Origin of the sequence: Tardiphaga sp. 862_B3_N4_1 (assembly GCF_051811085.1) — a bacterium.
Taxonomy (GTDB): domain Bacteria; phylum Pseudomonadota; class Alphaproteobacteria; order Rhizobiales; family Xanthobacteraceae; genus Tardiphaga; species Tardiphaga robiniae.
This window is the reverse complement of record NZ_JBPWQB010000002.1, coordinates 2,549,776-2,574,961: the sequence shown is the minus strand read 5'-3', so window position 1 is coordinate 2,574,961 and position 25,186 is coordinate 2,549,776. Positions and strand designations below refer to the sequence as shown.

Below are 25,186 nucleotides of genomic sequence, written 5' to 3'. Positions count from 1 at the left end.
ATCATGGCCGCCTATGGTCTCTATACGCATATCGCCTCGAACAAGACGCGTTCGATGCTGCTGCTCGCAGGATTGTTCCTGCTGATCTATGTGATGGTGTTCGCCGGCGCCCTGATCGGCGAGGTGGCCGTTAACAGCAACGGCTCGGTTGCGTATTACATCAACGCTGCAACACGCGACCTGATCAAGGCGTTGCCCTTCGCCACCATCGGCGCAGTGCTGTGGATCGTCATCGCCTATTTCGGTCATCAGAAGATGATCGACAGCATCACCGGCAGTGCAAGCGTGACGCGGCAGGAGCAGCCGCGACTCTATAATCTCCTTGAAAACCTCTGCATCTCGCGCGGCATACCGATGCCGAAGCTGAAGGTGATGGACTCTGATGCGCTGAACGCCTTCGCCACCGGCCTGAACCCCAGGCAATATTCCGTCACGGTCACGACGGGCCTCCTGCGCGCGCTCAACGATGACGAGATGGAAGCAGTGCTCGGCCACGAGCTGACGCATATCCGCAATGGCGACGTGCAGCTGATGGTAGTCGCCGTCATCATCGCCGGCGTGGTCGGCTTTGCGGCTGAACTGTTCTTCCGGATATTCATCAATTCCGGTTTCCGCTTCGGCGGCAGCCGATCGTCGCGATCGTCTTCCTCGTCTGACAGCAACAGCAAGGGCTCCGGCGGCGGTGCGGTGTTCGTGATCATCATCGCCGTGGCGCTGATCGCGTTGGCCTGGGCGCTGTCGCTGGTGGTGCGCTTCGCGCTGTCGCGCTCGCGCGAATTACTGGCCGATGCGGGGTCGGTGGAGCTGACCAAGAATCCCGACGCCATGATCTCGGCGCTGCGCAAGATCGAGAATCGCGGCGAACTGCCTGGCGCGACTTCGGCCGTCATGGAGATGTGCATCGACAATCCCCGCGAGGGTTTTGCCGACTTGTTCGCGACACATCCATCGGTGGATTCGCGGGTGGCTGCATTGGTGAAATTCGCCGGAGGACACGATCCCGGCCGGATGGCACTGCCGTCCGATACGGATGCGCCCGGAGAGGCCGACGACACGCCGCCGCTGCCGCCGCGCTCCGGCCCATGGAGCAACGGCAAATCGCCTACAGGCAGCGCGCAGGAGCCGCTACAGGGCCCTTGGGGTCGCCACGCCTAGTTGCTTAGTTGGTGGATTTGCGCAGTTCGAGCGCTTCAGTCTTTTCCGGCTCCGGCGTCTTGGCAATTTCCTTGGCCGGCTCGGACTTGATCGATCCGACGGCGTCGATCTTGCTGCTCTCGACGCGCGGGGTCGAGACGCGGGTCACGGTGTTGTCGGCGCCAGCGGAAGCATCGGCCGAACGGGTGGTGGACGGCGCGCGCAGCGAGCGCGGGGCCGACAGCGAGCGGGCCATCAGCATCTGGCCGCGGCCGCCCTGGTGGCGGAAATCGCAATACGCGAAGCCCATGCCGGAAACCGAGCCACGGAAGCTGCGCTCGTCATTCTTGTTGAGATTGAAACACGGTTCGAACGGGATGCCCTTGATCGAGGCGCAAATGGCCTCGCCGCGGACCTGCAGCGTGTTGCCCGGGAGGCGCATGTTGCGCGCCGGACCGGAGCCCGAGAACTGCACGGCGCCCGCCGCACCGCCATCGTCGAACACGCGGCCTGCGCCGCGGGTGCCGTCGAAACAGGTGAAGGCAAAGACCTTGCCGGCAACAAACTTGCGGGCCTCTTCGGCCGTCATCGACCCAGCCAGCGCGGGGGTCGCCACCGTGGCGGCAAGCACCGCTCCCAACACATAACGCGCAACCATAGGATACTCCGAACAACCGAGCGCGGATGACCGCCTGATGTCTTTACCCGCTGCTTACCATACCAACCGTGGCAACAATGGAGCAGGTTGGTTGGTAAAGTCTGAACGTCGTTAGCCGATCTTTACCACGATTCGCCCGCGGACCTGACCGGCCAGCACCTTGGCGCCGGCCTCGATCACCTGGTCCAGCGGAATTTCCTGAGTGATTTCAGCGAGTTTTGTGTGATCCAGATCCGTCGCCAACCGCGCCCAGGCCTGCTGTCGCAGCTCGATCGGGCACATGACAGAATCGATGCCGAGAAGACACACGCCGCGTAAAATGAACGGTGCAACCGAAGATGGCAGGTCCATGCCGGCTGCGAGACCGCAGGCGGCGATAGCGCCGCGATACTTGGTCATCGACAGGAGATTCGCCAGGGTGGTCGAACCGACGCTGTCGATGCCGCCCGCCCAGCGCTCCTTTGCCAGCGGCTTGGCCGGGCCCGACAGCTCGTTGCGGTCGATGATCTCGCTGGCGCCGAGGCCCTTGAGATAACCCTCCTCCGAGGTCCGGCCAGTCGAGGCGATGACCTGGTAGCCGAGCTTCGACAGCACGGCGATGGCCACGGAGCCGACGCCGCCGGCAGCCCCCGTGACGACGATCGGCCCATCGGCCGGCTTCAGCCCGTGCTTCTCCAGCGCCAGCACGCTGAGCATTGCCGTGTAGCCGGCCGTGCCGACCGCCATGGCGTCGCGGGTGGTCATGCCGTCCGGCAGCCGAACCAGCCAGTCGCCCTTCACGCGGGTCTTTTCGGCATATGCGCCAAGATGGGTTTCGCCCATGCCCCAGCCATTGCCGATCACCTTGTCGCCGGGCTTCCAGTTCGGATTTTCTGAGGCTTCCACCGTGCCTGCGAAATCGATGCCGGCGATCATCGGAAAGCGGCGCACCACCGGCGCCTTGCCGGTGACGGCGAGGCCGTCCTTGTAATTCACCGTGGACCATTCGACCCGCACGGTGACGTCGCCGTCCATCAATTCGGATTCGTCGAACTGCGTCAGCGCAACCGTGGTGCCTTTGTCAGCCTTGTCGATGCGGACAGCCTTGAACGTTCCCAACACGCCACTCCCGAGTTTTTGCTTGTGATTTCCGTTGCCGAATTATGCCGCGCCGTTGCGGGAAACGCCACCCGCGCCAGCCGGGCAGGAGCTCTGCAGCGCTGCCCGGCCATGGCGGCATAACGCGGTGTTGCGGCGATCAGGCGGCCAGTTGCCGGGTCGCCGCAATATTGGCGATGGTCGCCGCACAGGCCGTCGCTGCCTCGGTGCCCTTCACAACGAAATGCTCGCGGAAGAATCTGACGTGCTCGGCGTGCTCGTGGAAATGCTGCGGCGTCAGCACCGCAGATATCACCGGCACCTCGCTGTCGAGCTGCACCCGCATCAACCCGTTGATGACGGCGTCAGAGACGAATTCATGGCGATAGATGCCACCGTCCACGATGAGCCCGGTGGCGACGATCGCGACATAGCGCCCGGTGCGCGCCAGCAATTTGGCCTGCAACGGAATTTCGAAGGCGCCGGGGACTTCGAAGATATCGATCTGGCTGTCGGGCACGCCTTGCCGCGCAAGTTCGGCTGTGAAGCCGACACGGCATTGATCGACGATATCTTTGTGCCAGCACGACTGGATGAAGGCGATCCGCCCGGTCGATGGTGCAAGATTTACGGAAGTGGAAGTTTTGAAGTTCATCACAGGCTGATTCATGGATGCTCTCGCGGTTTGAGACCAGAATCAGGACGTACGGTCACACGCCGAGCATCCGCCGAAGCGGAGTCCGTGCGCATACCCGTTCTCTTTCATCCGGACTATGACCGTCGGCTCCGGCATCGCACCGGATCTGCTGACCCTGACGGTGTAACCCGTCAGGCGCTCGCGGGCTCCCGAGCTTGCGCCCGATTACCGCCGGTGGGGATTTTCACCCCGCCCTGAGAACGAAGGCCGCCCCGATTGGGACGGCCAAGATCAATTTTTATCGCTGGAGATCAGCGAGTCAACAACAGGCTCATGCCGGCTGTGCAATCGGACGCTTCACCGGCTCTTCCACGATCGGCAGATTGATCAGCGCCGACAACACGCCAAACAGCACCGACAGCCACCACACCGGCGTGTAGGAGCCGAACTTGTCGAACACGACGCCGCCCAGCCAGGCGCCAAGGAAGCCACCGACCTGATGGCTGAAGAAAGCAAAGCCGTACAGCGTGGCCAGCCAGCGCGTGCCGAACATCAGCGACACCAGACTCGATGTCGGTGGCACGGTGGAGAGCCAGGCAAGCCCGCTGATGGCGCCGAAAACGAGCGCCGAGGTGGTCGTCAGCGGCAGCATGATGAAGGCCACCGTCGCCAGCGCGCGGGTGAAATAGATGAAGGAGAGGATGTAGCGCTTCGGCAGTTTGCCCTGCACATAGCCGACCGTCAGCGAGCCGATGATGTTGAACAGGCCGATGATGGCAATCACCCAGCCGCCCACAGCCGCCGGCAAGCCGCGATCGACCAGATAGGCCGGCAGATGCATGGTGATGAAAGCGAGCTGGAAGCCGCAGGTGAAGAAGCCGAGCACCAGCAGCACATAGGAGCGATGGCCGAAGGCTTCCGTGAGTGCGCTCTTGAACGACTGCTTCTGCGCCACCGGCGCGTCGGCGGACGCAGCACTCGCGGTTGGAGTCGCCAACGCGAGCGACAACGGGATCACCAGCAACATCAGCACCGCAAACACGGTGAGCGTCGCCTGCCAGCCGGTGTTGTCGATCATCGCCACTGTGAAAGGCGCGAAAATGAACTGGCCGAACGAGCCTGCGGCGGTGCCGGCGCCGAGCGCGATGCCGCGCCATTCCGGCGGCACCAGTTTGCCGAAGGCAGACAGCACCAGATTGAACGAGCAACCCGACAGGCCAAAACCGATCAGCAGTCCAGCGCTGATATTCAGCTCGAGCGGTGTCGAGGAATAGCGCATCATCAGCAAGCCAGCCGCATAGAGGAAGGCGCCGACGCAGATCACGCGCACGCTGCCGAACTTGTCGGCAACGGCGCCGGCGAAAGGCTGGCCGATGCCCCAGAGCAGGTTTTGCACGGCGAAGGCGAGCGCGAAAACGTCACGGCCCCAGCCGAACTCCTGGCTGAAGGGCTGCATGAAGAAGCCGACGCTGGAGCGCGGCCCGAAGGTCAGCATGCCGATCAGCGATCCGCAGATGATGATCACCAGCGGCGTACGCCAGCCAAAACCAGATGCCGGGCGCGTCGCGCCGTCAATTGCCGCCATGTCGTTTCCCCGGATCAAATTCGGATTGAAAATTCAGCCGGCCCAAGAGCGCAGGCCCAGTCCGGATTGGACGGGAGATTAATGCATTCGCATGGAAATCCCAATGGCGTTGATGGGGATTTCGGGGGATGCATTGCTGGGATGCAGGGCCGCGCAGACGTCATCCCGGCCCAGGGTCGGGATGACATTTGCGGAATCCGGAATGGAAAGAGCGATGCCGGGCATGGCATCGCTCTTGGCAGGCTCGGAGGTAAAGTCGTGGCTGCTACGGCTTGATTTCGGAGAGCTTGGCGGAGATTTCCGCCGTCTGCGCCGCCGTGCCCCAGCTTGGCGCTTCGCTGCCGTCGCCCCAGTTACGTGGGCGATAGAAGGAATGCACGCCGGTCTTGTACATCTTCTTCATCTCGCGGACCCAAGACGGGTGCACCCAATAGGCATGATAATGCGTGGACTTCGCGACTTCCGGCAGCCAGATCCGACCATCCAGTGTCGCCTTCGCTATCTTGCGGGCGCGTTCCCACATGTCGGGCTCTTTCACGACATCCGGAATGCCGTCGCAGGCGAAGGTGAACTGGCAGGCCAGGCGGCGATGCTTGTTCTGATAGACGACGCCGCAGACGGTTGTCGGATAGAAGCCGGAGAACACGCGGTTCATCACCACCTGCGCCACCGCCATCTGGCCGCGCACCGCCTCGCCGCGGGCCTCGAAATAGATGGCTTCCGTCAGACATTTTTCCTGCTTGCCGCGGGTCTGCTCGGTGAGGCCCATACGTTCGGCCGGCGTCTTCGCACGCTGATTGGCGCTGTTGACCTCGCCCTTGCCGGCAACGCTTTCGCCGCCGTCGGTCGGGTTGATCACCGCATTCGGCACCACCGCCGTAGCCTTCATGTCCGGGTCGAGGCTTGAGCCCGGCATGGCAATGCCCGGCACGGCTGTGCCTGGCACAGCTGTGCCTGGCATTACAATGGTCGGCTCTTCGCCGGGTTGCCAGCGCTCCATGGTCTCGACCGATGCGCCGAGCGACGAGCTACCGAAAAACAGGCTCGCGGTCTTCACCGAGAAGCCGTCCTTGGCCGGCGCCGGCTCAACGGGGATCACCGCTGCATCGGTCTTGGCGTCCTCGGTGGGCTGCACGGACTGCGATGCGTCGTATTGAGCAAGCGGCGGGGCACGCAGCGCTTCATCGAGTTCTGGATCGAGCGGGGCATGCTGCGCGGATGGCAGCGCATCGACGGTCTTCGCGCCCATCACCGATCTGTTGTCGTCGAAAGAGTCCTGTCTGGCCGGCTCATCGGGCGCCACGGTCTCCGGCGCGCGGATGGCGAGGCGATCGCCCTTCAGCGATCGATCCACCTTGGGGAAATCGGCGGCCTCATAGCGGCGCGGCTGTTGCGCCAGCGGATTGCGGGTCAGTGCACCGGTGATGTCAGTCAGCGCTCCGCTGGCGGCGATGCCGGAATTGTCGAGGCTGGCGAGCTGCAAGGTCGGATTGCGCGAGGCCGTGCCCATTGGGCGACCGAACGAGAATGTCGCAACCTGGATGGAGGAGACGGCGGGCGCGAACACGCGCTTCTGCCAGCGTTCGGTCACGCCCGGCTGGCGAGCCAGCAGCGAGGCGATGTCCTGATAGCCAGATTCTGTCGGGGCCAATGCGAAAACGCAGAGACCGAAGCCGAAGAACGCGCCACGCGCGCCCTTCGGCCGGTTACGCAGTACTAACATCGATACGCTCACGCAACGCTTACACCAGCATCGCCCTGCACGGCACTAATCTGCACATCCGTACATTTCGATCTATTTCGTTAGTACGGAATCAAAGTTGCCGCGGAGTTAATCGGCGATGCAACGACGCCACACGCAAGCTGTACGAACGCAGCGCAAAATCATTCGAAAGCCTTGGTAAACCGCGGCTCCACAAAAGTAGTAAACATCGCGTTGACAAAGATGATGAAGAGAAATTTGCACGCGCGTGAAAATGTTTGCGAGTTCCATTCCGACGCACGAACAAACACGGCATGAGGCACGCAATAAAAATGGCCGGGGGAACTCCCCGGCCATTTTTCAGATCATGAAATCAGCGAAGCACTTACGCCTGGCTGGAAATTTCCTTGCCGAGCGCAGCCTGTGCGGCAGCGAGACGCGCGATCGGCACGCGATAGGGCGAGCACGACACGTAGTCGAGGCCGATCTCATGGCAGAAGGCTACCGATGCCGGATCACCGCCGTGCTCACCGCAGATACCAACCTTGATATCAGGGCGAGTCTTGCGGCCACGCGCGACGCCAATCTTCACGAGTTCGCCGACGCCGCTGCGGTCGACCGTGATGAACGGATCGACGGGCAGAATGCCCTTGGCGATATAAGTACCGAGGAAGCTCGCGGCGTCGTCACGGCTGATGCCGAAGGTCGTCTGCGTGAGATCGTTGGTACCGAACGAGAAGAACTCGGCGGTCTCGGCAATCTCGCCAGCCAGCAGACAGGCACGCGGCAGTTCGATCATGGTACCGACCGAATAGTTCAGCTTGCCGCCGGTCTCCTTCATCACCGACACCGCAGTGGCATCGATGCGCGCCTTGATGAGATCGAACTCCATCTTGGTGACGATCAGCGGCACCATGACTTCGAGGCCGACCTGTTCGCCAGTGCGCTTGCCCGCTTCGATCGCGGCTTCGAACAGCGCGCGCGCCTGCATCTCGGCGATTTCCGGATAGGCGATCGCGATGCGTACGCCGCGGAAGCCGAGCATCGGATTAAACTCGGCGAGATCACGCGCACGGTCCGCAAGCTTGCGCGGATCGGTGCCCATGACACGCGCCACTTCCTCGACTTCGCCCTGGGTGTGCGGCAGGAATTCGTGCAGCGGCGGATCGAGCAGACGGATGGTAACCGGCAGGCCCTTCATGATTTCGAACAGTTCGACGAAGTCGGCACGCTGCATCGGCAACAGCTTGGCAAGCGCGGCGCGGCGGGCCTGCTCGTCTTCGGCGAGGATCATCTCGCGCACGGTGCGGATGCGGGTCTCTTCGAAGAACATGTGCTCGGTGCGGCACAGGCCGATGCCTTCCGCGCCGTACTTGATGGCGGTGCGGGCATCTTCCGGCGTGTCGCCATTGACGCGGACCTTGAGCTTGCGGACCTTGTCGGCCCAGCCCATCAGCGTTGCGAACTCGCCCGACAATTCCGGCTCGATCATCGGCATGCGGCCAGACAGCACATGGCCAACCGAACCGTCGATGGTGATGACGTCGCCAGCCTTGAACACACGACCGCCGATCGACATGGTGCCGCGGCCGTAGTCGACGCGGACGGTGCCGCAGCCGGAGACGCAGGGCTTGCCCATGCCGCGCGCGACCACCGCCGCATGCGAGGTCATGCCGCCGCGGGTGGTAAGAATGCCTTCGGCAGCGTGCATGCCGTGAATGTCTTCCGGCGAGGTTTCGACGCGAACAAGAATAACCTTCTTTCCGTCGGCCTGCAGCTTGGCGGCTTCGTCCGACGAGAACACGATCTCGCCCGATGCGGCGCCTGGCGATGCCGGAAGGCCGGTGGCGATGACGTCGCGATTGGCTGATGGATCGATGGTCGGATGCAGGAGCTGATCCAGCGACGCCGGATCGATGCGCGACACGGCGTCCTTCTGCGAAATCACGCCTTCATTGGCGAGTTCGACCGCGATGCGGATCGACGCCTTGGCAGTACGCTTGCCATTGCGGGTCTGCAGCATCCAGAGCCGGCCCTGCTCGACCGTGAACTCCATGTCCTGCATGTCGCGGTAATGCTTCTCGAGCTGGGTGTAGATGCGCGTCAATTCCTTGAACGCCTCCGGCATCGCCGCTTCCATCGACGCCTTGTCCGAACCGCTCTCGATCCGCGCGTCTTCGGTGATGTCCTGCGGCGTGCGGATGCCCGCCACCACGTCTTCACCCTGCGCGTTGATCAGGAATTCGCCATACAGCTTGCTCTCGCCGGTCGACGGGTTGCGCGTGAACGCAACGCCGGTGGCCGAGGTCTCGCCCATATTGCCGAACACCATGGCCTGCACGCTGACGGCGGTGCCCCACGACTCCGGGATATCGTGCAGGCGGCGATAGGTCACCGCGCGGGTATTCATCCAGGATGAGAACACGGCGCCGACGGCGCCCCAGAGCTGCTCGTGCGGATCCTGCGGGAAGTCCTTCCCCGTTTCGCGCGCGACGGCTTCCTTGTACTGGCCGACAAGCTTGACCCAGTCGTCACCATCGAGATCGGTGTCGAGTGTGTAGCCCTTGTTGTCCTTGTAGGTGTCGAGAATGTCCTCGAAGTGATGATGCTCGAAGCCGAGGACCACGTCGGAATACATGGTGATGAAGCGGCGATAGCTGTCATAGGCAAAGCGCTTGTCGCCCGACAGTTCGGCCAGCGCTTCCACCGTGGTGTCGTTGAGACCGAGATTGAGGACCGTATCCATCATGCCCGGCATCGAGGCGCGGGCGCCGGAGCGCACCGAAACCAGCAGCGGATTTTTCTCGTCGCCGAAGCCCTTGCCGGTGATCTTGCCGACGGCCTCGAGCGCCTTCTCCACCTGCGACTGCAATTCCTTCGGATAGGATTTGCCGTTCGCGTAGAAATAGGTGCAGACCGAGGTCGGAATGGTGAAGCCGGGAGGCACCGGCAGGCCAAGATTGGCCATTTCGGCGAGGTTCGCGCCCTTGCCGCCGAGCAGGTCGCGCAGGCCAGCCTTGCCCTCGGCCTTGCCGCCGCCGAACGAATAAACCCACTTGCCAGCCTTGATGACGTCAGTCACCGGCTTGCTGGTGGCCTTCTTGACGGCCTTGGTCGCCGAAGTCTTGGCTGTAGAAGATTTGGCTACAACCGCCTTCTTGGATGCGGGAGCCTTTGCAACGGGCTTCGGAGCAACCTTTGCTTTCACAGCCGTTTTGGCCTTCGCCGCGGATTTTGCTGCAGGTTTTGCAGCTGGCTTCTTAAGCGCCTTGCGGGCCACCGAAGCTACTTTGGGCGCAGCCTTGGACAGCTTTGACTTCGCAGGGGCTTTCTTGGACTTCGAGGCGGTTTTGGCCATGGTTCTCAATCAATCCGCGAGAGGAAACGACAGGGAAATGTGCCGCGTTACACCACGTTTCAGGGACGTGGCGCAAGCAGCCCGGAGGTACCGCTGTAGGTAACGGCCGTGTCGAAATTTAGCCGATCTTCAACATCCTGAAGACGCCGAGTCCGGCCAGTCCGACGAAGATCAGATAGATCGCCACCACCAGATTGAGAAACCGCGGCATGATCAAAATCAGAACGCCAGCGATGAGCGCGACGATCGGCTGGATGTGAGCTGCCGTGATGACCATGGGGTGTCTCCGTGAGGGAATCGATTCGGGTGCGATGCGCCGCGGGGATTTAGCAGCATAAAGACGCCCTGCCCATCAATGGGTTCCCGCATACCTGCATGCAGTGCATCAAAAACCAGCAATTGCGCGTGGAAAATTCCGGAACGATCGCTGGCGGCATGCATTGGCCGACGGTGAATAAACCAAACCAGGCTGGATGGCACAGACCGGCGCGGCAAGCCGGACATCGTTCACGAAGGAGACGATCATGCGAAACAAACTTATTGCAGCAGCGGCCCTTGTCGGCGCGCTCAGCACTCCGCTGGCCGTGCAGGCTCAGGGCGTCACCGTCGGTGTATCGGGCGGCGATCGCGTCATCGTCGACAACAACGATCCCGATGGCATCACCGTGCAGGAGCGTCCGGCATTCCGTGAGTATGTGGTGCGCGAACGCGTGCCGACCTTTACCGTGCCCGATCGCATCGTCGTCGGCACCACGCTGCCGGAAGCCGGCGTGACCTATTACGACGTGCCGCAGACGGTTGCGACGACGCCGTATCGCTACACGGTGGTGAATGGTCAGACGGTGCTGGTGGAGCCGCGCTCACGCCGCATCGTGCAGGTCGTCGACTAGCACGTCACGTTGAAAGAAGATTCGTTCGGGCGCCGCGAATGGCGACCGGGCGAAGAAGCCCCGCCCCGGTCATCCCCCACCGGGCGGGGCTTTTTTTGTTTGCGCATGACGCCACAAGCTCCGCCTCATGGTGAGGAGCGCGACTTCGCGCGTCTCGAACCATGAATGGGTGAGCGCCGGCGTTTGCAGCCATCCTTCGAGACGCGGCGAAGATGCCGCTCCTCAGGATGAGGACGGAGTGTTGCAGCACCTTCCTGTATCGACGCTTATCCGCTCTTCAGCAGCGACAGGATGTGATTGGTCGACTTGTAGCTCGCCACTGCATTGTCGCGGAAACTCGGCGTCCAGTTGGAGGCGGTCCGCTCCTCATCGCTCATCGCCGAATAGGTATTGAGAATGCCGAGGCTGAACTGGCTGGGATCGCCGCTCTTCTGGCTTGCCTGCAACGCCTCGAGAATGCTGGTGCGATTACGTGAATCGAGCACCTGCTTGGCGGCGAAACTCTCTTCCTTCGAGAACAGACCATCCTGATTGAGGGAGATCGCTGACAGCGAACGGTTGTCAACGGCGGAAAAATCCGCGAGCTGGCCGGTCTTGCGGCGGCTGTCATAAACGAGTTCGCCCTTGCCCGCCTCTTTCGCCGCCTTGGCCTGCGCATCCAGCGCCGCACGCACGCTCTTCGCAACGGTGGCGATGTCCTGCACGGGCGTCGTTGTATCGGGCTGCGCGAGATAGGCTGCGACCGGATCGTTGGCGATGCCTGATGGCGCCTTGGTCGGTGTCTGCTCGGTCGCCTGAATGCCCTTCAGCACGGCCTCGCGCTGCGCGGACCAGGCCGCCGAGGCTTTCTCTTCGCTGCCCGCGGCATCGAGATAGTCCAGCGCCGCCTTGTAGATGCCGCTGAAATCGCCGGTGAGCTTGGCCGTGCCTGCAGCAGGCGCCAGCGCCGCGTTGAAACGATTGCCCAGTTCGGCTTGGGCGACCTTCTGCTCGTCGGCGGTGAAGGTACCGCCATTGTTGGTGGCCATGGCGTAGAGCGAACGGCGATCCAGCGTCGAGAGATCGATGGTCAGCTTGCCGTCCTTGTCCAGCGGACCCGTCGCCTTTGCGGCCACATATTGGGCCGCCAGCTTCGCCCGCAGATCCGTAATGACGGTCGCGATATCCTTGTCGGAGCCGGAGCTCGCAAGCTTCGCCCGCGCCGCCTCCGACAGCGTCAGATTGGTCGCCGCATCGGACGAGGACGACGAGGCGCTTTCATTACTGTTGAGCGCATTGGCCAGCGATGGCTGCGCAGTGGCGGCGGCCCGCGCATAGGCGGAGCCGTAATTGGCATAGGGATTGAGGCCGGTATGGACCGAGGTCATGGGCGATCCTTGGGCAGTCCTGCCCGCGCTGGGAAGCGACGGTTAAGAAACCGTTACGGAACCGGACCATTTCAAGGGATGGTTAATGAAGGGTAAATGTTTCGGAAGGTGTCGGGATATTTCTGGGCTCGACACTCTGTCATGCCCGGGCTTGTCCCGGGCATCCACGCCTTGGCAGCGTGCACAGGAAGACGTGGATGGCCGGGACAAGCCCGGCCATGACGTAGAGAGGACGGTATACCGGCCTCCGTCTCAATCCTGGATCTTCGAGAAATCCGCCACCGCACGCGTCGCCGCGCGGATCTCGTTCAACAGCTTCAGACGATTTTCGCGGACCGCCGCGTCGTCGTCATTGACCTTCACTCTGTCGAAGAACGCATCCACCGCCGGCCGCAGCTTGGCCATGGCGGTCATCGCGCCGGCGAAGTCTTCCTTGGCAACAGCCGCGCTCGCTTCCGGACCTACCTCGGCAATCGCCTTGGCCAGCGCCTTTTCTTCATCGAGCTTGAACAGCGCAGCATCCGGCGCGCCGTCGAACTTGCGCTTGTCCTTCTTCTCCTCGATGGCCAAAATATTATTGGCGCGCTTGGTGCCGGCCAGCAGGTTCTTGCCATCGTCGCTATCGAGAAACTTGCCGAGCGCTTCGACGCGGCGGACCACCATCAACAGATCGTCCTGACCGCCGAGCGCAAACACCGCATCGACGAGATCGTGACGCGCGCCTTGGTCGCGGAGTTGGCCTTTGAGGCGGTCCGAAATAAAATCTCTCACACCACCAGCAGTCCAGGCATCATATGCCGACTCAACCGCACCACGAACGGAGTCGGAAGGCTTAGCCCATCCCTCGATTCCCTTACGAACGATCGCGTTGCCCTGAGACGTATAGCCTGTGAGACCCTCACCGAAAATGTTCGCTAAGCTAACGCGAAGATTGTTAGCGACAATCATCCGTATCATGCCGAGCGCCGCACGACGCAATGCGAACGGGTCCTTCGATCCCGTTGGCTTCTCGTCGATGGCCCAGAAGCCCACCAGCGTATCGAGCTTGTCCGCCAAAGCCACAGCGATGCTCACCGGATCAGTCGGCACACGATCGGTCGGACCTTGCGGCTTGTAGTGATCCTCACTCGCGGCAGCGACAGCGGCGTCCTCGCCTTGCGCCAGCGCGTAGTACTTGCCCATCAAGCCCTGCAGCTCGGGGAATTCACCGACCACTTCGGTGAGCAGATCGGTCTTTGCCAGCTTGGCTGCGCGCGCAGTCTTCGCAGCATCGGCGCCGACCAGCGGCGCGATCGCGGTAGCCAGCTTTTCGATACGGGCGATACGCGCGGCCTGGGTGCCGAGCTTCTCATGAAACACGATCTGCTCGAATTTCGGCAGCCGCGCTTCAAGCTTCGTCTTTAGATCCGTCTCGTAAAAGAACTTCGCGTCCGACAAGCGCGCGCGGATGACGCGCTCGTTGCCGGCGATGATCGCCGTGCCGCCGTCGCTCGCTTCGATATTGGCGGTGATGATGAACTTGTTGGTCAACTTCTGCGTCTTGGGATCGCGGACTACAAAGCACTTCTGGTTGGCGCGGATGGTGGCGCGGATCACTTCGTCCGGGATCGACAGGAAGTCCTTGTCGAACGAGCCCATCAGCACCACCGGCCATTCGACCAGGCCCGCGACTTCGTCGAGCAGCGCGGGGTCTTCAACCAGCTCATAGCCCTGCGCGAATGTGAGCTGCCGCGCATCGGCCAGGATGATCTCCTTGCGGCGCTCGGGATCAAGCACGACCTTGGCGGCCTGCAGCTTCGCCACGTAATCGTCGAAACGGCGCACCTGGATCGCGTCGGGCGCGAGGAAGCGATGACCGTAGGTGGTCTGACCGACACTCACGCCGCTCAGGTCGAACTGCACCACTTCCGGTTCTTCGGTTTCGATGCCGAAGGTCGCAACGATGGAATGCAGCGGACGCACCCAGGTCAGCGCGCTGGATTTCGCGGAAGCCGCACCCCAGCGCATCTGCTTCGGCCACGGGAAGGTGCGGATGATAATGGGGAGGATCTCGGCCAGCACGTCGACCGTCGGCTTGCCCGGCTTTTCCGTCAACGCGATGTAGAAATCGCCCTTGGGATCGCGCTGAATTTTTGCTTCGTCGAGCGACGCAAGACCGGTGGCTTTCAGAAAGCCCTGGATCGCGGCTTCGGCGCCGCCGACGCGAGGTCCCTTGCGCTCCTGCTTGAGGTCCGACTGGCGTGCGGGAATGCCGTGCACCGTCAGCGTCAGGCGACGCGGCGTCGCAAAAGCCTTCGCGCCTTCATAGACGAGACCTTCGGCGACCAGCCTATCGGTCACAATGCGGCGCAGATCTTCCGCCGCCTTGGCCTGCATGCGGGCGGGGATTTCTTCGGAGAACAGTTCGAGGAGAAGATCAGGCATCAGGCAGCACTTCCGGCTTCGGTATGCACCCACGCTTCGCCGCAGGCCTTGGCGAGTTCGCGGACGCGCATGATGTAGCTCTGGCGCTCGGTGACCGAGATCACGCCGCGCGCATCGAGCAGATTGAAGACATGGCTGGCCTTGATGCACTGGTCATAGGCCGGCAGCGCCATCAGATGTTCTTCGCGCTTGTCGCTCTTCCAGCCGGCGTCGAGATATTTCTTGCAGGCGGCCTCGGCCATCTTGAACTGCTCGAACAGCATCGCGGTGTCGGCGTGTTCGAAATTGTGCCGCGAATATTCCTGCTCGGCCTGCAGGAAGACGTCGCCATAGGTCACCTTGTCGGCGCCGTCGCGGCCGTTGAAGTTGAGATCGTAGACGCGGTCGACACCCTGCACATACATCGCAAGACGTTCGAGACCGTAAGTGAGTTCGCCAGCGACCGGCGCGCATTCGACGCCCGCGACCTGCTGGAAGTAGGTGAACTGGCTGACTTCCATGCCGTCGCACCAGCATTCCCAGCCGAGACCCCAGGCACCCAGTGTCGGGCTCTCCCAGTCGTCCTCGACGAAGCGCACGTCATGCAAGGCGGTGTCGATGCCGATGGCCTTGAGGGACTGGAGATAGAGGTCCTGCAGGTTCGCCGGCGACGGCTTCATGATCACCTGGAACTGGTAATAATGCTGCAGCCGGTTCGGGTTCTCGCCGTAACGGCCATCCTTCGGCCGGCGCGACGGCTGCACATAGGCGGCCTTCCAGGGCTTCGGCCCCAGCGCGCGCAAGGTCGTCGCGGGATGGAAGGTGCCGGCGCCCATTTCCATGTCGTAGGGCTGCAGGATCACGCAGCCCTGCTCGGCCCAAAACCGCTGCAGAGCGAGAATGAAGCCCTGGAACGAACGTTCCGGGCGCATGTGCGGAGGCAGGGAGTCCATGGTGGTTTTCTGGGCCGTTTTTCCGGGGATTCGCCAAGGGGATCAAGGCGGATCAAAGCGCGCGGACCGTATCGGCGCGGCCTTGCGGAATCAAGGCAATGCGGCCCGATTTGGCGGTAACCGGAGGGTAACCGCGCCGGCACATCGCCTGATCAGCAGGGGCAGTCGTTAAGTCCCGCGCACTATCCTGAATGGCATCGGTGGGAACGAACCCGGTCGTCGGGACTTGCCCCATTGAACGGTCCGGCAACGACGGTTGCACGGACCGGAGACCTCCAAGTCTTAAGTTGTCCAAATCTCCAGGGCCGAAGGACCTCCAAGCCTGAAAGCCCAACTTTGTCGCCGGTCTCGAGGACGTGCCCCGTCCTCAGGCCGGCGCAAATGTTTTGGGGGCCCGTTTGCGGCGTCTAGCCCGGCCGATACGCGCCCGTGACGGGATCGCGGCGCAGGGTCGGGACGTCCGTGGTCCCACTGCGTTCAGCCACCCGCGCCTGGCGGGCTTCTTCCAACTCATGATTGATCCGCTTGGCGGTTCTGTAGGCCCAGCGGACAACGGCTGCGCTCCCAAGCGCGCCTGCAAGTGCGACCAGCGGCGGCATCTGTCGATTCCTGTCGTTCATCTCAAGCCCCCTGCCGATAGTCTCGCGCAAGTGCCGGATTCCTGCAATTAGCTTTTAAGCCACCAAATGCCGCGCAATACCGTCCTGCTAAAAGCCGTATTTGGACCACAGCGCGCGCGTCTCCAGCGCCGAGATCAGTTGATCCGGCAGTCCCGACAGGCCGTCGAGCGATAGCTGCGAGCCCGCTCCCGATTTGCGACCGAGCAGACCTGACAACATGCCGGATGGCTGCGCGATCACTGGCATCTGCACCTTGTCGCCATAGCGCGCGCGCAGCACCGAGCGCAGATCGCCAATGGCATCGCTAAGGCCAAGCGCGATGGATTTTTCGCCGGCCCAGTATTCTCCGGAGAACAGCACGTCCTCGGCGCCCTTCAGCCGGGCACCGCGGCTCTCCTTCACGAGATTGATGAAGATCGCGTGGATTTCGCGCTGAAGCGATTTCAGCCGCGCCACATCATCGGCATTTTCCGGCAGGAACGGATCGAGCATCGCCTTGTGCTCACCCGCCGTATAGAGACGCCGCTCGACACCGATCTTCTTGATCAATTCCTGAAAACCGAAGGTGCCGCCGACGACACCGATGGAGCCGACGATCGATGACGGATCGACAAAGATTTCATCGCCGGCGCAGGCGATCATGTAGCCGCCGGACGCCGCGACGTCCTCCACGAACACGAACACCGGTAGTTTCTTCTCCGCCGCGAGCTGGCGGATGCGCAGATAGATCTGCCGCGACTGCACCGGCGAGCCGCCCGGTGAATTGATCACCAGCGCAACAGCCTTGGCATTCTTCGTCGCGAATGCCTTGTCCAGCAGCCTTGCCACGCCCGCGAGCGACAATCCCGGACGCAGCGGCGTGACGGCGCCGATCGTTCCGGACAGACGCACCACCGGCACGACTGCAGTTGCGCGACGGAAACGCGCAGGCAGCAGCCTTGTGATCGCCGCTTTTAAATTGGATTCGCTCATTCAAATTTCCTCGACATTAACCAACTTTTATCACGCTGCTGTCATTGAACCGAGAGACGCTTTCAGCGTTTGAAAACCATAACAGGCCTTTACGCCGCAGCGGGAGAAGACATGAAAATCTATCTGCTCATGCTGATCATCGGTACGCTGCTCACGGCGATCCACTTCACGTCGGCGCCGCAGAAACGTTCCGAAACAGCTCCTCAATAAACAGTACGCTGACTGCGGCATCGCCTAGAGCGATGTCCGAAGCGACGACCACGGCAGAACCGCCTGCCCGGCCAGCACGCGCTGGATATGGAGATCAGGCGCGCCATCCGCATCCCGCAGCGAGATGCCGGGCTCAATTGCCGCAGGCGCGCGGCCACCCTTCACAGCACGCACCAACACCCTGATCGCCGGCGCCGTCGCATCGCCATGCACCGGCATGATTGCGACGCTGCCGAAGCCGCGACCCAGCGCCGCTAGCACATCGGGCAATCCGTCCGCCCGCCAGATCAATGTCAGCACGCCGCCGGATTTGAGCAGCCGCCGCGCCGCGTGAATCCATGTCTGCAACGTGTCTTCCGTCGCGACATGGGCGATCTCGCGCGACTTGTTCGGCGAAGCGCGATGGCGCGCGGGATCGTTGAAGGGCGGATTCATCAGCACCGCGTCGGCGCTGTCTTGCGGCAGGCCTGCGGCAGCGAACAGCTCCGCGCTTGCGGCGATGTCGAGCGTCACGACATCCGCAGCAATACCATTCGCTGCAGCATTTTCCCTCGCCAGTTCAGCCAGTTGCGGATCGATCTCGACCAGCGTCAGGGACAGGCCGGGGACACGCCGCGCCAGCGCCAGACCGGCCGTCCCCACGCCCGATCCGAAATCGACGACCTTGTGACCAGCCTGCGCTGACGTTGCGGCCGCCAGCAGGATCGCGTCATGGCCGGCGCGATGGCCGGATTTCGGCTGCCGCAGCCGCAATTGGCCACCCAGGAAGCCGTCCTCCGTGGTCACGATCGCGTCAGCCATCACATCAATCCTGCGGCCGCAACTCGTGGGCCAGTCCGGCATCCGTCAGCACGCGGCGCGCCTGCAGGTCATCGTCCTCATGCACCAGGATCCGGCGCGGAATGATGCCCAGCGATCCCTCGATCACGCTCATATTCTGGTCCAGCACCAGATGGTGGATATTCGCGCCGTCGAGCAGCGCGCCCACCGCCGAGACCAGCACCACATCGTTCGTCCGCATGATTTCGCGCAATTGGAGGTCGCTCCCTGCCAGTAACCGGGTGTGTATCTATGGGGAAGTCAAGGTTCCGATGCCCTTGCCGCGCCGCTGCGCAGTTTCTATTGTGCGGCCCGATATCGGTCGACGGCAATTCAGCAGATGGGGACACCTGTTTTCAACGTGAATTCGCCCTATTTGAATATAAGCGCTGCCAGTGCCTGCCTTTTTCATGGCCCGACGAAGCGCCCTTGTAATTCGGAGAGCCCAGCGTGGCGGTGATTGTTCCCTTCGAGAGTCACGCGACAGCGTCGATCGACCAGTTGGTCAGCCTTGTCGCCTCTGACATGGAGCGCGTCAATGCGACCATCCTGTCGCGGACCGGCTCGGAAGTCACCATGATCCCCGAGGTCGCCAACCACCTGATCTCGTCGGGCGGCAAGCGGCTGCGCCCGATGCTGACGCTCGCGATGGCCAACCTCACCGGCTACACCGGCGACGGCCATATCAAGCTCGCGGCGTCCGTCGAATTCATGCACACCGCGACGCTGCTGCATGACGACGTGGTCGACCAGAGCGAACTGCGCCGCGGCAAGCTGTCCGCGCGCATGCTGTGGGGCAACGAGGCCAGCGTTCTTGTCGGCGACTTCCTGCTCGGCCAGGCCTTCCGCATGATGGTCGAGGTCGGCTCGCTACGCGCGCTCGATATTCTATCCTCGGCTGCCGCCACCATTGCGGAGGGCGAAGTGATGCAGCTCGCCGCCGCCAAGAACACCGCGACCACCGAAGACGAATATCTCGCGGTCATCCGCGGCAAGACGGCCGAACTGTTTGCCGCCGCCTGCGAAGTCGGCCCGGTGATCGCGAACCGCCCGAAGGCCGAACAGACCGCGTGCCGTTCGGTCGGCATGAATCTCGGCATCGCCTTCCAGCTCATCGACGACGTGCTCGACTACGGCGGCAAGGCCGCCAAGCTCGGCAAGAATGTCGGCGACGATTTCCGCGAGGGCAAGATCACCCTGCCCGTGGTGCTCGCCTTCCGCCGCGGCAACGACGCCGAGCGCGAATTCTGGATCAAGGCGCTGGAGCGCGGCGAGATCGGCGAAGGCGACCTCGATCACGCGATCGGCCTGATGACCAAGCACCGCGCACTGGAAGACACGATCAACCGCGCCCAGCATTACGGCGCCATGGCGGTCGATGCACTGGCGCTGTTTCCGTCGTCGCCGATGAAGACTGCACTGGAGCAGGTCGTGGCGTTCTGTCTGGCACGGACGCACTAAGGCCAGACCTCACTGCACCGCGATGACCACCTTGCCCTTCGCGCGGCCGGTCTCGACATAGGCCAGCGCATCCCCGGTGTTCTCGAACGGGAACACCTTATCGACGACCGGCCGGATCACGCCGGCTTCGATCAGGGACGTAATCTCGCTCAACTGCTGCCCCTGCGCGCGCATGAACAGGAATGAATAGCGTAGGCCGAGGCGCTCGGCTTTTTTCCTCACGCCACGGCTCAGCAGACGCATGATCAGTTTCAGGAACAGGTTCAGACCGGCTTCCTTGGCGAAAGCCGGATCGGGCGGACCGGAAATGGAAATGAGCTGGCCGCCCGGCTTGAGCACACCCAGAGATTTATCGAGCGTCTTTGGATCCTGACTATTCAGCACAAGATCGTAGCCCGACAGGACCTTCTCGAAGTCCTGCGTCTTGTAGTCGATGACCACATCCGCCCCGAGACTTTTGACCAGTTCGGCATTCTTTACACTGGTTGTCGTCGCAACTGTAGCGCCGAGATACTTGGCGAGCTGGATTGCAAAAGTCCCGACACCACCGGAGCCGGCCTGAATGAAGACCTTCTGGCCGGGCTTCACCTTGCCCACTTCGACCAGCGCCTGCCACGCCGTTAGCCCCACCAGCGGGATGGATGCCGCTTCCGTCATGCTGAGATTTTTCGGCTTCAGCGCCACGTCAGCTTCATTGATGGCGATGAATTCGGCGAATGTACCGACCCGATGATCGCGCGGCCGCGCATAGACTTCGTCGCCCACCTTGAACCGGCTGGCCTTGGATCCTGTCCTGACAACCGTTCCGGCGACGTCGTGACCCAGGATAAAAGGCGGACGATAGGGAAGAATAAGCTTGAACTCTCCATCCCGGAGCTTGGAATCCAGCAGGTTCACAGCTGTGGCGTGAACCCGGACCAGAACATCAGTGTCCTGCACTTCCGGTTCGGGCACGTTGGCCAGGCGCAGAGCGCCCTTCTTTTTGTACTTATCAACGACGAATGCCTTCATGGGCTTTCTCCAATCTCAAGTTAGCAGCGGCGCCAATCGCTCAGGAAGGAAAGAGCCTTCGGCACGAAATCAGCGTGGTACTGGAATATCCCGCCATGCCCGGCGTCTTCGTAGATCACCAGTTGCGCTCCGGGGATGCGTTCGGCCAAGTCGGTGCTGTTCACAGTCGGGACCATGATATCGTTGTCGCCATTCGCGATCAGGACGGGGATCTTGATACGGCCGAGATCCTGAGGCGCCTGTCGGCCCCAGGCTTTGATTGCCTTAAGTTGCCGCAGGAAGGCGCCAGGAGTCGGGCCCTTGTCCCTGTCCGCCTTGCGTTCCTTCAACCGCTTCAGAAAGGCCTTCGCGGCCTGGCGACCATTGGCCGTAGATGTGAAAAACAGATACAATTTCGGGTCGTGTAGCGTCAGCAGACCCTTGATCATGAGCGGCCAGGACACCGCTCCGACCTTATCGATACCTTTGCCGCCCGCAGGACCGGTGCCAGTCAGGATGAGCTTTCGCACAAGACCGGGAGCTTTAAGCGCAACATCCTGCGCCACAAATCCGCCGAGGGAAAAGCCGAGCAGATCGACCTTCTCGAAACCCAGCGCCCGGATCAGGGCAATCGCGTCGCGCGCCATTTCGTCGATAGTCACAGGTGCTGTTCCGCCCGACGCGCCGATGCCGCGATAGTTGGTCGCGATCACGCGGTGTTTGCTGGCGAGGCCGTCAACGATCCGCGGGTCGAAATTGTCCAGCACTGCTCCCCAATGATTGAGGAGAATGAGCGGCACGCCGCCCCGGGGGCCTAGATCTCGATAGGCAAAGGCAGTTCCTCCGACGTTGATGGAGAGATTGGGCGCCTCAACGTAGCGCGCACCAGATCCAACGTTGCCAGGAGCACTCGTCATTGTTTGCTCCATTGCCGCAGCACCTGTGCTGTCACCAACCCGACACGGCTGCGCTCTCCTGTACTCATCGCTTCTGCCTTCATTTTATCGTGGAACATCCTTGGAGACGGTGTTACTATCGAATTAATAGTAAGTCACTACTAAAAAGATACCGACATGAAGAATCTTTCGGACCAGCCATGCCTGATTGCCCGAAGCCTTGCGGTAGTGGGGGACGCATGGAGCATGCTGATCATGCGCGACGCCCATGCGGGGCTGACCCGCTTCGATGATTTCCGCAAAGGCCTCGGTATCGCGCCAACGATGCTAACGGGGCGTCTTTCAGCCCTGACCGACGAAGGGCTGCTGGAGAAACGTCGCTATTCCGAGCGTCCGCCACGGGACGAATATGTGCTGACGGAAGCCGGCCGCGACTTTCTGCCGGTGCTATTTGCGATCGGTGCGTGGGGACGCAAGCATCGCGGCGGGGGCGACGTCACCCGGTTCTTCGACGCAGAGGCCGGAACGGAGATCGATCCCGTTACCATCGACCGCGAGACCGGCGCTCCGGTCGGAACACGTCCCATTCGCGTCGCCGCAATCGAATGAGCCGCGCGGCATTCCGGCGCCATGGCCGGCAATGCGCTGGCGATCACGCCACGGAGCGTGCCTTGTCACGCGCAGCCTCGATGTCGCGTACCGGCGGCGCGCCGAACATGCGGCCATATTCCCGGGTGAATTGCGGCACGCTCTCATAACCGACGGCGAAGGCCGCGCTGCTCGCGGTCGCGCCCTCCCACAGCATCAGCCGCCGCGCCTCGATCAGACGCAACTGCTTCTGAAATTGCAGCGGCGAGAGCGACGTCACGCTGCGGAAATGCTGGTGGAATGATGACGGGCTCATGCCCGCAACATCTGCAAGACGCTCGACCAGCACCGGCCGCGCGAAATCGGCGCGCAACACCGCGACCGCGCGCGCGACACGTTGTGCGTGACTATCCGGCCAGCCAAGCCGTCGGATCGCCGGCCCGTGGCGACCAGCCAGCAGCCAGTAATGCATCTCCCGCACCAGCTGCGCGCGCAGCACCGGCAATGACGCCGGACGATCGAGCAAGCGCATCAGCCGCAACGCCGCGTCCGCAACTTCGGCATCGGTGGGCTCGACCCGGACACGCGCGAGATCAGCGCTTGGCTCCGCTTTCATCTCAACAACCAGTTCGGCGATCACGGCCAGATCAAGTTCGAACACCAGCGAGAGATAGGGCGCGGCAATGCTCGCCCGCGTGATTTGACTGACGATCGGAACATCGGCCGTGATGATCAGCGAATCCCCGGCGGCGAAGACAAAACTCTCCGTGCCCATGGTGACATGCTTGGTGCCCTGCACGACGAGGCAGATCAGCGGCTGGAAGATCGCGTGGATAATGTCGCTGGGTGTGGTTGCGCGCACGGCAGCAAGGCCAAGGATCGGCGTAGTCGCGATGCCGGCACTATCAGCATGGGTCTCTGTGTAACGGCGAACGGCATTGAGAAGCGTGGTCATGAGGCTCAGCCTACATCATCGTAAATGCGCCAGCACATGATTTTGGAGGATTAGGCAAGGAACGTCGAGCTTCGGGCAACTAGCCCTGGTTCGTCGGGGCGATATCGGAATGGTCACACCACAGGAGCTGACCATGACCAAGATTACCCTCATTACCGGCGCCAGCCGCGGTCTCGGCCGCAATACCGCTCTCAACATCGCCCGTCACGGCGGCGATGTCGTCCTCACCTATCAAAGCCGCAGCGAAGACGCACAGGCTGTCGTCTCTGAAATCCAGCACATGGGCCGCAAGGCGGTGGCGCTGCAACTCGACACCGGCAAGATTGCCGGCCTCGCCAAATTTGCTGGCCGTCTGCGAACAGCGCTGCGCGAAACCTGGTCGCGCGAGACGTTCGACCATCTCGTGAACAATGCCGGACACGGCGATTATGCACTGATCTCCGACACTACCGAGGCGCAGTTCGACGGGCTGGTGAACGTCCATTTCAAGGGCGTGTTCTTTCTCACGCAGGCACTGCTGCCACTGATGGCAGACGGCGGTCGCATCGTGAACCTGTCGTCCGGACTGACCCGCATGTGCCTCCCGGGCTACGCCGCTTATGCCGCCATGAAAGGCGCCGTCGAGGTGATGACCATGTATATGGCGAAGGAACTGGGCAGCCGCCGGATCACCGTGAACACGGTCGCGCCCGGCGCAATCGAAACCGATTTCGGCGGCGGTGCCGTGCGTGACAATCCAGACATCAACAAGACGATCGCCGGCATGACCGCCCTTGGCCGCGTCGGCCTGCCCGACGATATCGGACCGATGATCGCGAACCTGCTGTCGGAGGACAATCGCTGGGTGAACGCGCAGCGGATCGAGGTGTCGGGCGGACAGGGGCTGTAGACAAAACAATCCCGGCGCTGACGAGCGGCGCCGGGATACGTCTCACATACTCAAATTGCTGGTCTGATTCTAAATCCGCGCGACCAATTCCTTGATCAGCGTCGTGATCCGCCCCGTCGGCGATTCCAGCTCTTTCATGATCGAGAAGTGATCAGCGCCCGGGATCTCCTCATAGCTCACCGGCAAACCGTACTTTGCCCGGTGCACGGCAAGGTCCGCCGTCTGCTGGCGCAGGATCGGCAATTCGCCGCCGCCAACCACCAGCGCGAGCGGCTTGTTCGGGCCGCCATCCTGCAGCAGCGGCGACTGCCGCTTCGACATCGCCTCGTCCAGCTTCAGCTTTTCATTCAAATAGGACGCGCGGATCGGCTCGAGATCGTAGATGCCCGAAATGGCGACGCCGCCCTTCACCTTCGGATGCGACAGCGTCGTCGAGGTGAGATGACCACCGGCGGACCAGCCGGACACCACGATGCGGTTCGGATCGCCGCCGAGCGAGGGAAGCTTCTCAACCAGCGCATCGACGCCGGCATGCATCTCGGCCACGATCTCCTCCAGCGTCGCATCCGGCGCGAGTGTGTAACCAATTGCAGCGACGTTGATACCGTGGGCGATGGGACCTGCAGCGAAGCAGGTGAAAAAATCCTTCGAGCGCATCTGCCAGTAGCCACCATGGATCAGCAGCAGTGTCGGCCCGCTGTCGGCGGCCTTGATGAAATCGAACCTGTTGCGCTCGCGCGGGCCATAGGCGACGTCGAGATGCGCGGGATACTTCGCCTTCATCGCGTCAGAGCGCTGGCCCCATCCGGCGGCGATGTCGGCGCTGCCCGCAACGGCAGTCGAGTTGTTCAGACCGGCATCGAGCTGCTCGCGCGTCATCGCGCGCCAGTTGGAATCGCCGAAAGGCTTACTCATGGTTGCATCCCTGCATTGTGTGAGGCGACACTGCCTGCGAGTCCCATTTATCCAGAAAATGGTCTACACGGCTACGTCGGGATCGACATCCCAAGCATACGAATTGC

At 62.3% G+C, this 25,186-nt stretch carries 24 protein-coding genes and 1 riboswitch; of the genes, 5 read left to right on the top strand and 19 right to left on the bottom strand.

From position 1 onward, the window contains the following. Window positions 1-3 precede the first annotated feature (3 nt). On the top strand, window positions 4-1,155 hold the full coding sequence (locus AB8B02_RS29450; RefSeq protein WP_120288398.1) for a M48 family metallopeptidase: 1,152 nt from the start codon (window positions 4-6) through the stop codon (window positions 1,153-1,155). A gap of 4 nt (window positions 1,156-1,159) precedes the next feature. On the opposite strand, the gene AB8B02_RS29445 is transcribed toward AB8B02_RS29450, so the two are convergent. The 8 genes from AB8B02_RS29445 to AB8B02_RS29410 all read right to left on the bottom strand — a co-directional run bounded on the left by AB8B02_RS29445 (window position 1,160) and on the right by AB8B02_RS29410 (window position 10,428). Continuing rightward, window positions 1,160-1,792 carry a hypothetical protein gene (locus AB8B02_RS29445; RefSeq protein WP_089262445.1) on the bottom strand — a complete coding sequence of 211 codons (633 nt, stop codon included), beginning with the start codon at window positions 1,790-1,792 and terminating at the stop codon, window positions 1,160-1,162. A 111-nt stretch (window positions 1,793-1,903) separates the two neighbouring features. After that, window positions 1,904-2,890 carry an acrylyl-CoA reductase (NADPH) gene (acuI, locus tag AB8B02_RS29440; RefSeq protein ID WP_120288397.1) on the bottom strand — a complete coding sequence of 329 codons (987 nt, stop codon included), beginning with the start codon at window positions 2,888-2,890 and terminating at the stop codon, window positions 1,904-1,906. A 139-nt stretch (window positions 2,891-3,029) separates the two neighbouring features. Beyond that, entirely contained in the window at window positions 3,030-3,539 is a 510-nt protein-coding gene (locus AB8B02_RS29435) for a 6,7-dimethyl-8-ribityllumazine synthase (RefSeq protein ID WP_120288396.1), read from the bottom strand. An 80-nt stretch (window positions 3,540-3,619) separates the two neighbouring features. Next, window positions 3,620-3,772, bottom strand: a riboswitch (FMN riboswitch). A 65-nt stretch (window positions 3,773-3,837) separates the two neighbouring features. Further along, window positions 3,838-5,091: an MFS transporter gene (locus AB8B02_RS29430; protein WP_089262451.1), complete on the bottom strand. Its 1,254-nt coding sequence runs from the start codon at window positions 5,089-5,091 to the stop codon at window positions 3,838-3,840. A gap of 78 nt (window positions 5,092-5,169) precedes the next feature. Beyond that, window positions 5,170-5,316: a hypothetical protein gene (locus AB8B02_RS29425; protein WP_158596751.1), complete on the bottom strand. Its 147-nt coding sequence runs from the start codon at window positions 5,314-5,316 to the stop codon at window positions 5,170-5,172. Window positions 5,317-5,356: 40 nt separating this feature from the next. Further along, window positions 5,357-6,814: a cell wall hydrolase gene (locus tag AB8B02_RS29420; protein ID WP_439065872.1), complete on the bottom strand. Its 1,458-nt coding sequence runs from the start codon at window positions 6,812-6,814 to the stop codon at window positions 5,357-5,359. A 364-nt stretch (window positions 6,815-7,178) separates the two neighbouring features. After that, window positions 7,179-10,151, bottom strand: coding sequence for a pyruvate, phosphate dikinase (ppdK, locus tag AB8B02_RS29415; protein ID WP_199712020.1), 2,973 nt, complete (start codon window positions 10,149-10,151; stop codon window positions 7,179-7,181). A 118-nt stretch (window positions 10,152-10,269) separates the two neighbouring features. Continuing rightward, the gene (locus AB8B02_RS29410; RefSeq protein WP_089262456.1) at window positions 10,270-10,428 is read right to left on the bottom strand and encodes a DUF3096 domain-containing protein; all 159 of its coding nucleotides are present in this window, start codon (window positions 10,426-10,428) and stop codon (window positions 10,270-10,272) included. A gap of 247 nt (window positions 10,429-10,675) precedes the next feature. Between AB8B02_RS29410 and AB8B02_RS29405 the strand changes: the two genes are divergently transcribed. Beyond that, window positions 10,676-11,041: a DUF1236 domain-containing protein gene (locus AB8B02_RS29405; RefSeq protein ID WP_089263628.1), complete on the top strand. Its 366-nt coding sequence runs from the start codon at window positions 10,676-10,678 to the stop codon at window positions 11,039-11,041. 266 nt (window positions 11,042-11,307) lie between these two features. Here the strand turns inward: AB8B02_RS29405 and AB8B02_RS29400 are convergent, their stop codons facing one another. From AB8B02_RS29400 to AB8B02_RS29370, 7 genes are all read right to left on the bottom strand, one after another. Next, the gene (locus AB8B02_RS29400; protein ID WP_120288393.1) at window positions 11,308-12,408 is read right to left on the bottom strand and encodes a hypothetical protein; all 1,101 of its coding nucleotides are present in this window, start codon (window positions 12,406-12,408) and stop codon (window positions 11,308-11,310) included. A gap of 252 nt (window positions 12,409-12,660) precedes the next feature. Beyond that, window positions 12,661-14,832 carry a glycine--tRNA ligase subunit beta gene (gene glyS, locus AB8B02_RS29395; protein WP_120288392.1) on the bottom strand — a complete coding sequence of 724 codons (2,172 nt, stop codon included), beginning with the start codon at window positions 14,830-14,832 and terminating at the stop codon, window positions 12,661-12,663. Next, window positions 14,832-15,764, bottom strand: a complete 933-nt coding sequence (locus tag AB8B02_RS29390) for a glycine--tRNA ligase subunit alpha (protein WP_089262462.1) — start codon at window positions 15,762-15,764, stop codon at window positions 14,832-14,834. The genes glyS and AB8B02_RS29390 overlap by 1 nt, the downstream gene beginning before the upstream one ends. Window positions 15,765-16,171: 407 nt before the next feature. Then, on the bottom strand, window positions 16,172-16,363 hold the full coding sequence (locus AB8B02_RS29385; protein ID WP_116661316.1) for a hypothetical protein: 192 nt from the start codon (window positions 16,361-16,363) through the stop codon (window positions 16,172-16,174). Between the two features lie 108 nt (window positions 16,364-16,471). Then, window positions 16,472-17,356, bottom strand: coding sequence for a S49 family peptidase (locus AB8B02_RS29380; RefSeq protein ID WP_120288391.1), 885 nt, complete (start codon window positions 17,354-17,356; stop codon window positions 16,472-16,474). A 234-nt stretch (window positions 17,357-17,590) separates the two neighbouring features. Continuing rightward, on the bottom strand, window positions 17,591-18,367 hold the full coding sequence (locus tag AB8B02_RS29375) for a methyltransferase (protein ID WP_120288390.1): 777 nt from the start codon (window positions 18,365-18,367) through the stop codon (window positions 17,591-17,593). Window positions 18,368-18,371: 4 nt separating this feature from the next. Then, on the bottom strand, window positions 18,372-18,599 hold the full coding sequence (locus AB8B02_RS29370) for a putative signal transducing protein (RefSeq protein WP_068733164.1): 228 nt from the start codon (window positions 18,597-18,599) through the stop codon (window positions 18,372-18,374). Window positions 18,600-18,835: 236 nt separating this feature from the next. Here AB8B02_RS29370 and AB8B02_RS29365 point away from each other — a divergent pair, with 236 nt between their 5' ends. After that, the gene (locus AB8B02_RS29365; RefSeq protein WP_068733162.1) at window positions 18,836-19,846 is read left to right on the top strand and encodes a polyprenyl synthetase family protein; all 1,011 of its coding nucleotides are present in this window, start codon (window positions 18,836-18,838) and stop codon (window positions 19,844-19,846) included. A gap of 9 nt (window positions 19,847-19,855) precedes the next feature. On the opposite strand, the gene AB8B02_RS29360 is transcribed toward AB8B02_RS29365, so the two are convergent. Then, window positions 19,856-20,857 carry an NADP-dependent oxidoreductase gene (locus tag AB8B02_RS29360; RefSeq protein ID WP_120288389.1) on the bottom strand — a complete coding sequence of 334 codons (1,002 nt, stop codon included), beginning with the start codon at window positions 20,855-20,857 and terminating at the stop codon, window positions 19,856-19,858. 20 nt (window positions 20,858-20,877) lie between these two features. Then, window positions 20,878-21,753 (bottom strand): alpha/beta fold hydrolase, encoded by an 876-nt coding sequence (locus AB8B02_RS29355; protein ID WP_120288388.1) that lies wholly within the window; start codon window positions 21,751-21,753, stop codon window positions 20,878-20,880. 156 nt (window positions 21,754-21,909) lie between these two features. Between AB8B02_RS29355 and AB8B02_RS29350 the strand changes: the two genes are divergently transcribed. Then, window positions 21,910-22,341: a winged helix-turn-helix transcriptional regulator gene (locus AB8B02_RS29350; RefSeq protein WP_089262474.1), complete on the top strand. Its 432-nt coding sequence runs from the start codon at window positions 21,910-21,912 to the stop codon at window positions 22,339-22,341. 43 nt (window positions 22,342-22,384) lie between these two features. Here the strand turns inward: AB8B02_RS29350 and AB8B02_RS29345 are convergent, their stop codons facing one another. Beyond that, window positions 22,385-23,275, bottom strand: a complete 891-nt coding sequence (locus AB8B02_RS29345; protein ID WP_120288387.1) for an AraC family transcriptional regulator — start codon at window positions 23,273-23,275, stop codon at window positions 22,385-22,387. A gap of 133 nt (window positions 23,276-23,408) precedes the next feature. Here AB8B02_RS29345 and AB8B02_RS29340 point away from each other — a divergent pair, with 133 nt between their 5' ends. Continuing rightward, a complete protein-coding gene (locus AB8B02_RS29340; RefSeq protein ID WP_120289105.1) occupies window positions 23,409-24,164 on the top strand; it encodes an SDR family oxidoreductase in 756 nt (251 codons plus the stop codon). A gap of 69 nt (window positions 24,165-24,233) precedes the next feature. Here AB8B02_RS29340 and AB8B02_RS29335 read toward each other — a convergent pair whose 3' ends face one another. Then, window positions 24,234-25,079 (bottom strand): alpha/beta hydrolase, encoded by an 846-nt coding sequence (locus AB8B02_RS29335; RefSeq protein ID WP_439065871.1) that lies wholly within the window; start codon window positions 25,077-25,079, stop codon window positions 24,234-24,236. Window positions 25,080-25,186 lie beyond the last annotated feature (107 nt).

Excerpts from the sequence above, each read along its gene's own strand:
- AB8B02_RS29345 (WP_120288387.1), bottom strand. The coding sequence starts at position 23,275 with ATGACCACGCTTCTCAATGCCGTTCGCCGTTACACAGAGACCCATGCT.
- AB8B02_RS29350 (WP_089262474.1), top strand. The coding sequence starts at position 21,910 with ATGAAGAATCTTTCGGACCAGCCATGCCTGATTGCCCGAAGCCTTGCG.
- AB8B02_RS29340 (WP_120289105.1), top strand. The coding sequence starts at position 23,409 with ATGACCAAGATTACCCTCATTACCGGCGCCAGCCGCGGTCTCGGCCGC.
- AB8B02_RS29380 (WP_120288391.1), bottom strand. The coding sequence starts at position 17,356 with ATGAGCGAATCCAATTTAAAAGCGGCGATCACAAGGCTGCTGCCTGCG.
- AB8B02_RS29405 (WP_089263628.1), top strand. The coding sequence starts at position 10,676 with ATGCGAAACAAACTTATTGCAGCAGCGGCCCTTGTCGGCGCGCTCAGC.
- AB8B02_RS29420 (WP_439065872.1), bottom strand. The coding sequence starts at position 6,814 with ATGTTAGTACTGCGTAACCGGCCGAAGGGCGCGCGTGGCGCGTTCTTC.
- AB8B02_RS29435 (WP_120288396.1), bottom strand. The coding sequence starts at position 3,539 with ATGAATCAGCCTGTGATGAACTTCAAAACTTCCACTTCCGTAAATCTT.
- AB8B02_RS29385 (WP_116661316.1), bottom strand. The coding sequence starts at position 16,363 with ATGCCGCCGCTGGTCGCACTTGCAGGCGCGCTTGGGAGCGCAGCCGTT.
- AB8B02_RS29355 (WP_120288388.1), bottom strand. The coding sequence starts at position 21,753 with ATGACGAGTGCTCCTGGCAACGTTGGATCTGGTGCGCGCTACGTTGAG.
- AB8B02_RS29450 (WP_120288398.1), top strand. The coding sequence starts at position 4 with ATGGCCGCCTATGGTCTCTATACGCATATCGCCTCGAACAAGACGCGT.
- ppdK (WP_199712020.1), bottom strand. The coding sequence starts at position 10,151 with ATGGCCAAAACCGCCTCGAAGTCCAAGAAAGCCCCTGCGAAGTCAAAG.
- AB8B02_RS29425 (WP_158596751.1), bottom strand. The coding sequence starts at position 5,316 with ATGCCCGGCATCGCTCTTTCCATTCCGGATTCCGCAAATGTCATCCCG.
- AB8B02_RS29445 (WP_089262445.1), bottom strand. The coding sequence starts at position 1,792 with ATGGTTGCGCGTTATGTGTTGGGAGCGGTGCTTGCCGCCACGGTGGCG.
- AB8B02_RS29360 (WP_120288389.1), bottom strand. The coding sequence starts at position 20,857 with ATGAAGGCATTCGTCGTTGATAAGTACAAAAAGAAGGGCGCTCTGCGC.
- AB8B02_RS29375 (WP_120288390.1), bottom strand. The coding sequence starts at position 18,367 with ATGGCTGACGCGATCGTGACCACGGAGGACGGCTTCCTGGGTGGCCAA.
- AB8B02_RS29430 (WP_089262451.1), bottom strand. The coding sequence starts at position 5,091 with ATGGCGGCAATTGACGGCGCGACGCGCCCGGCATCTGGTTTTGGCTGG.
- glyS (WP_120288392.1), bottom strand. The coding sequence starts at position 14,832 with ATGCCTGATCTTCTCCTCGAACTGTTCTCCGAAGAAATCCCCGCCCGC.
- AB8B02_RS29335 (WP_439065871.1), bottom strand. The coding sequence starts at position 25,079 with ATGAGTAAGCCTTTCGGCGATTCCAACTGGCGCGCGATGACGCGCGAG.
- AB8B02_RS29400 (WP_120288393.1), bottom strand. The coding sequence starts at position 12,408 with ATGACCTCGGTCCATACCGGCCTCAATCCCTATGCCAATTACGGCTCC.
- AB8B02_RS29410 (WP_089262456.1), bottom strand. The coding sequence starts at position 10,428 with ATGGTCATCACGGCAGCTCACATCCAGCCGATCGTCGCGCTCATCGCT.
- AB8B02_RS29390 (WP_089262462.1), bottom strand. The coding sequence starts at position 15,764 with ATGGACTCCCTGCCTCCGCACATGCGCCCGGAACGTTCGTTCCAGGGC.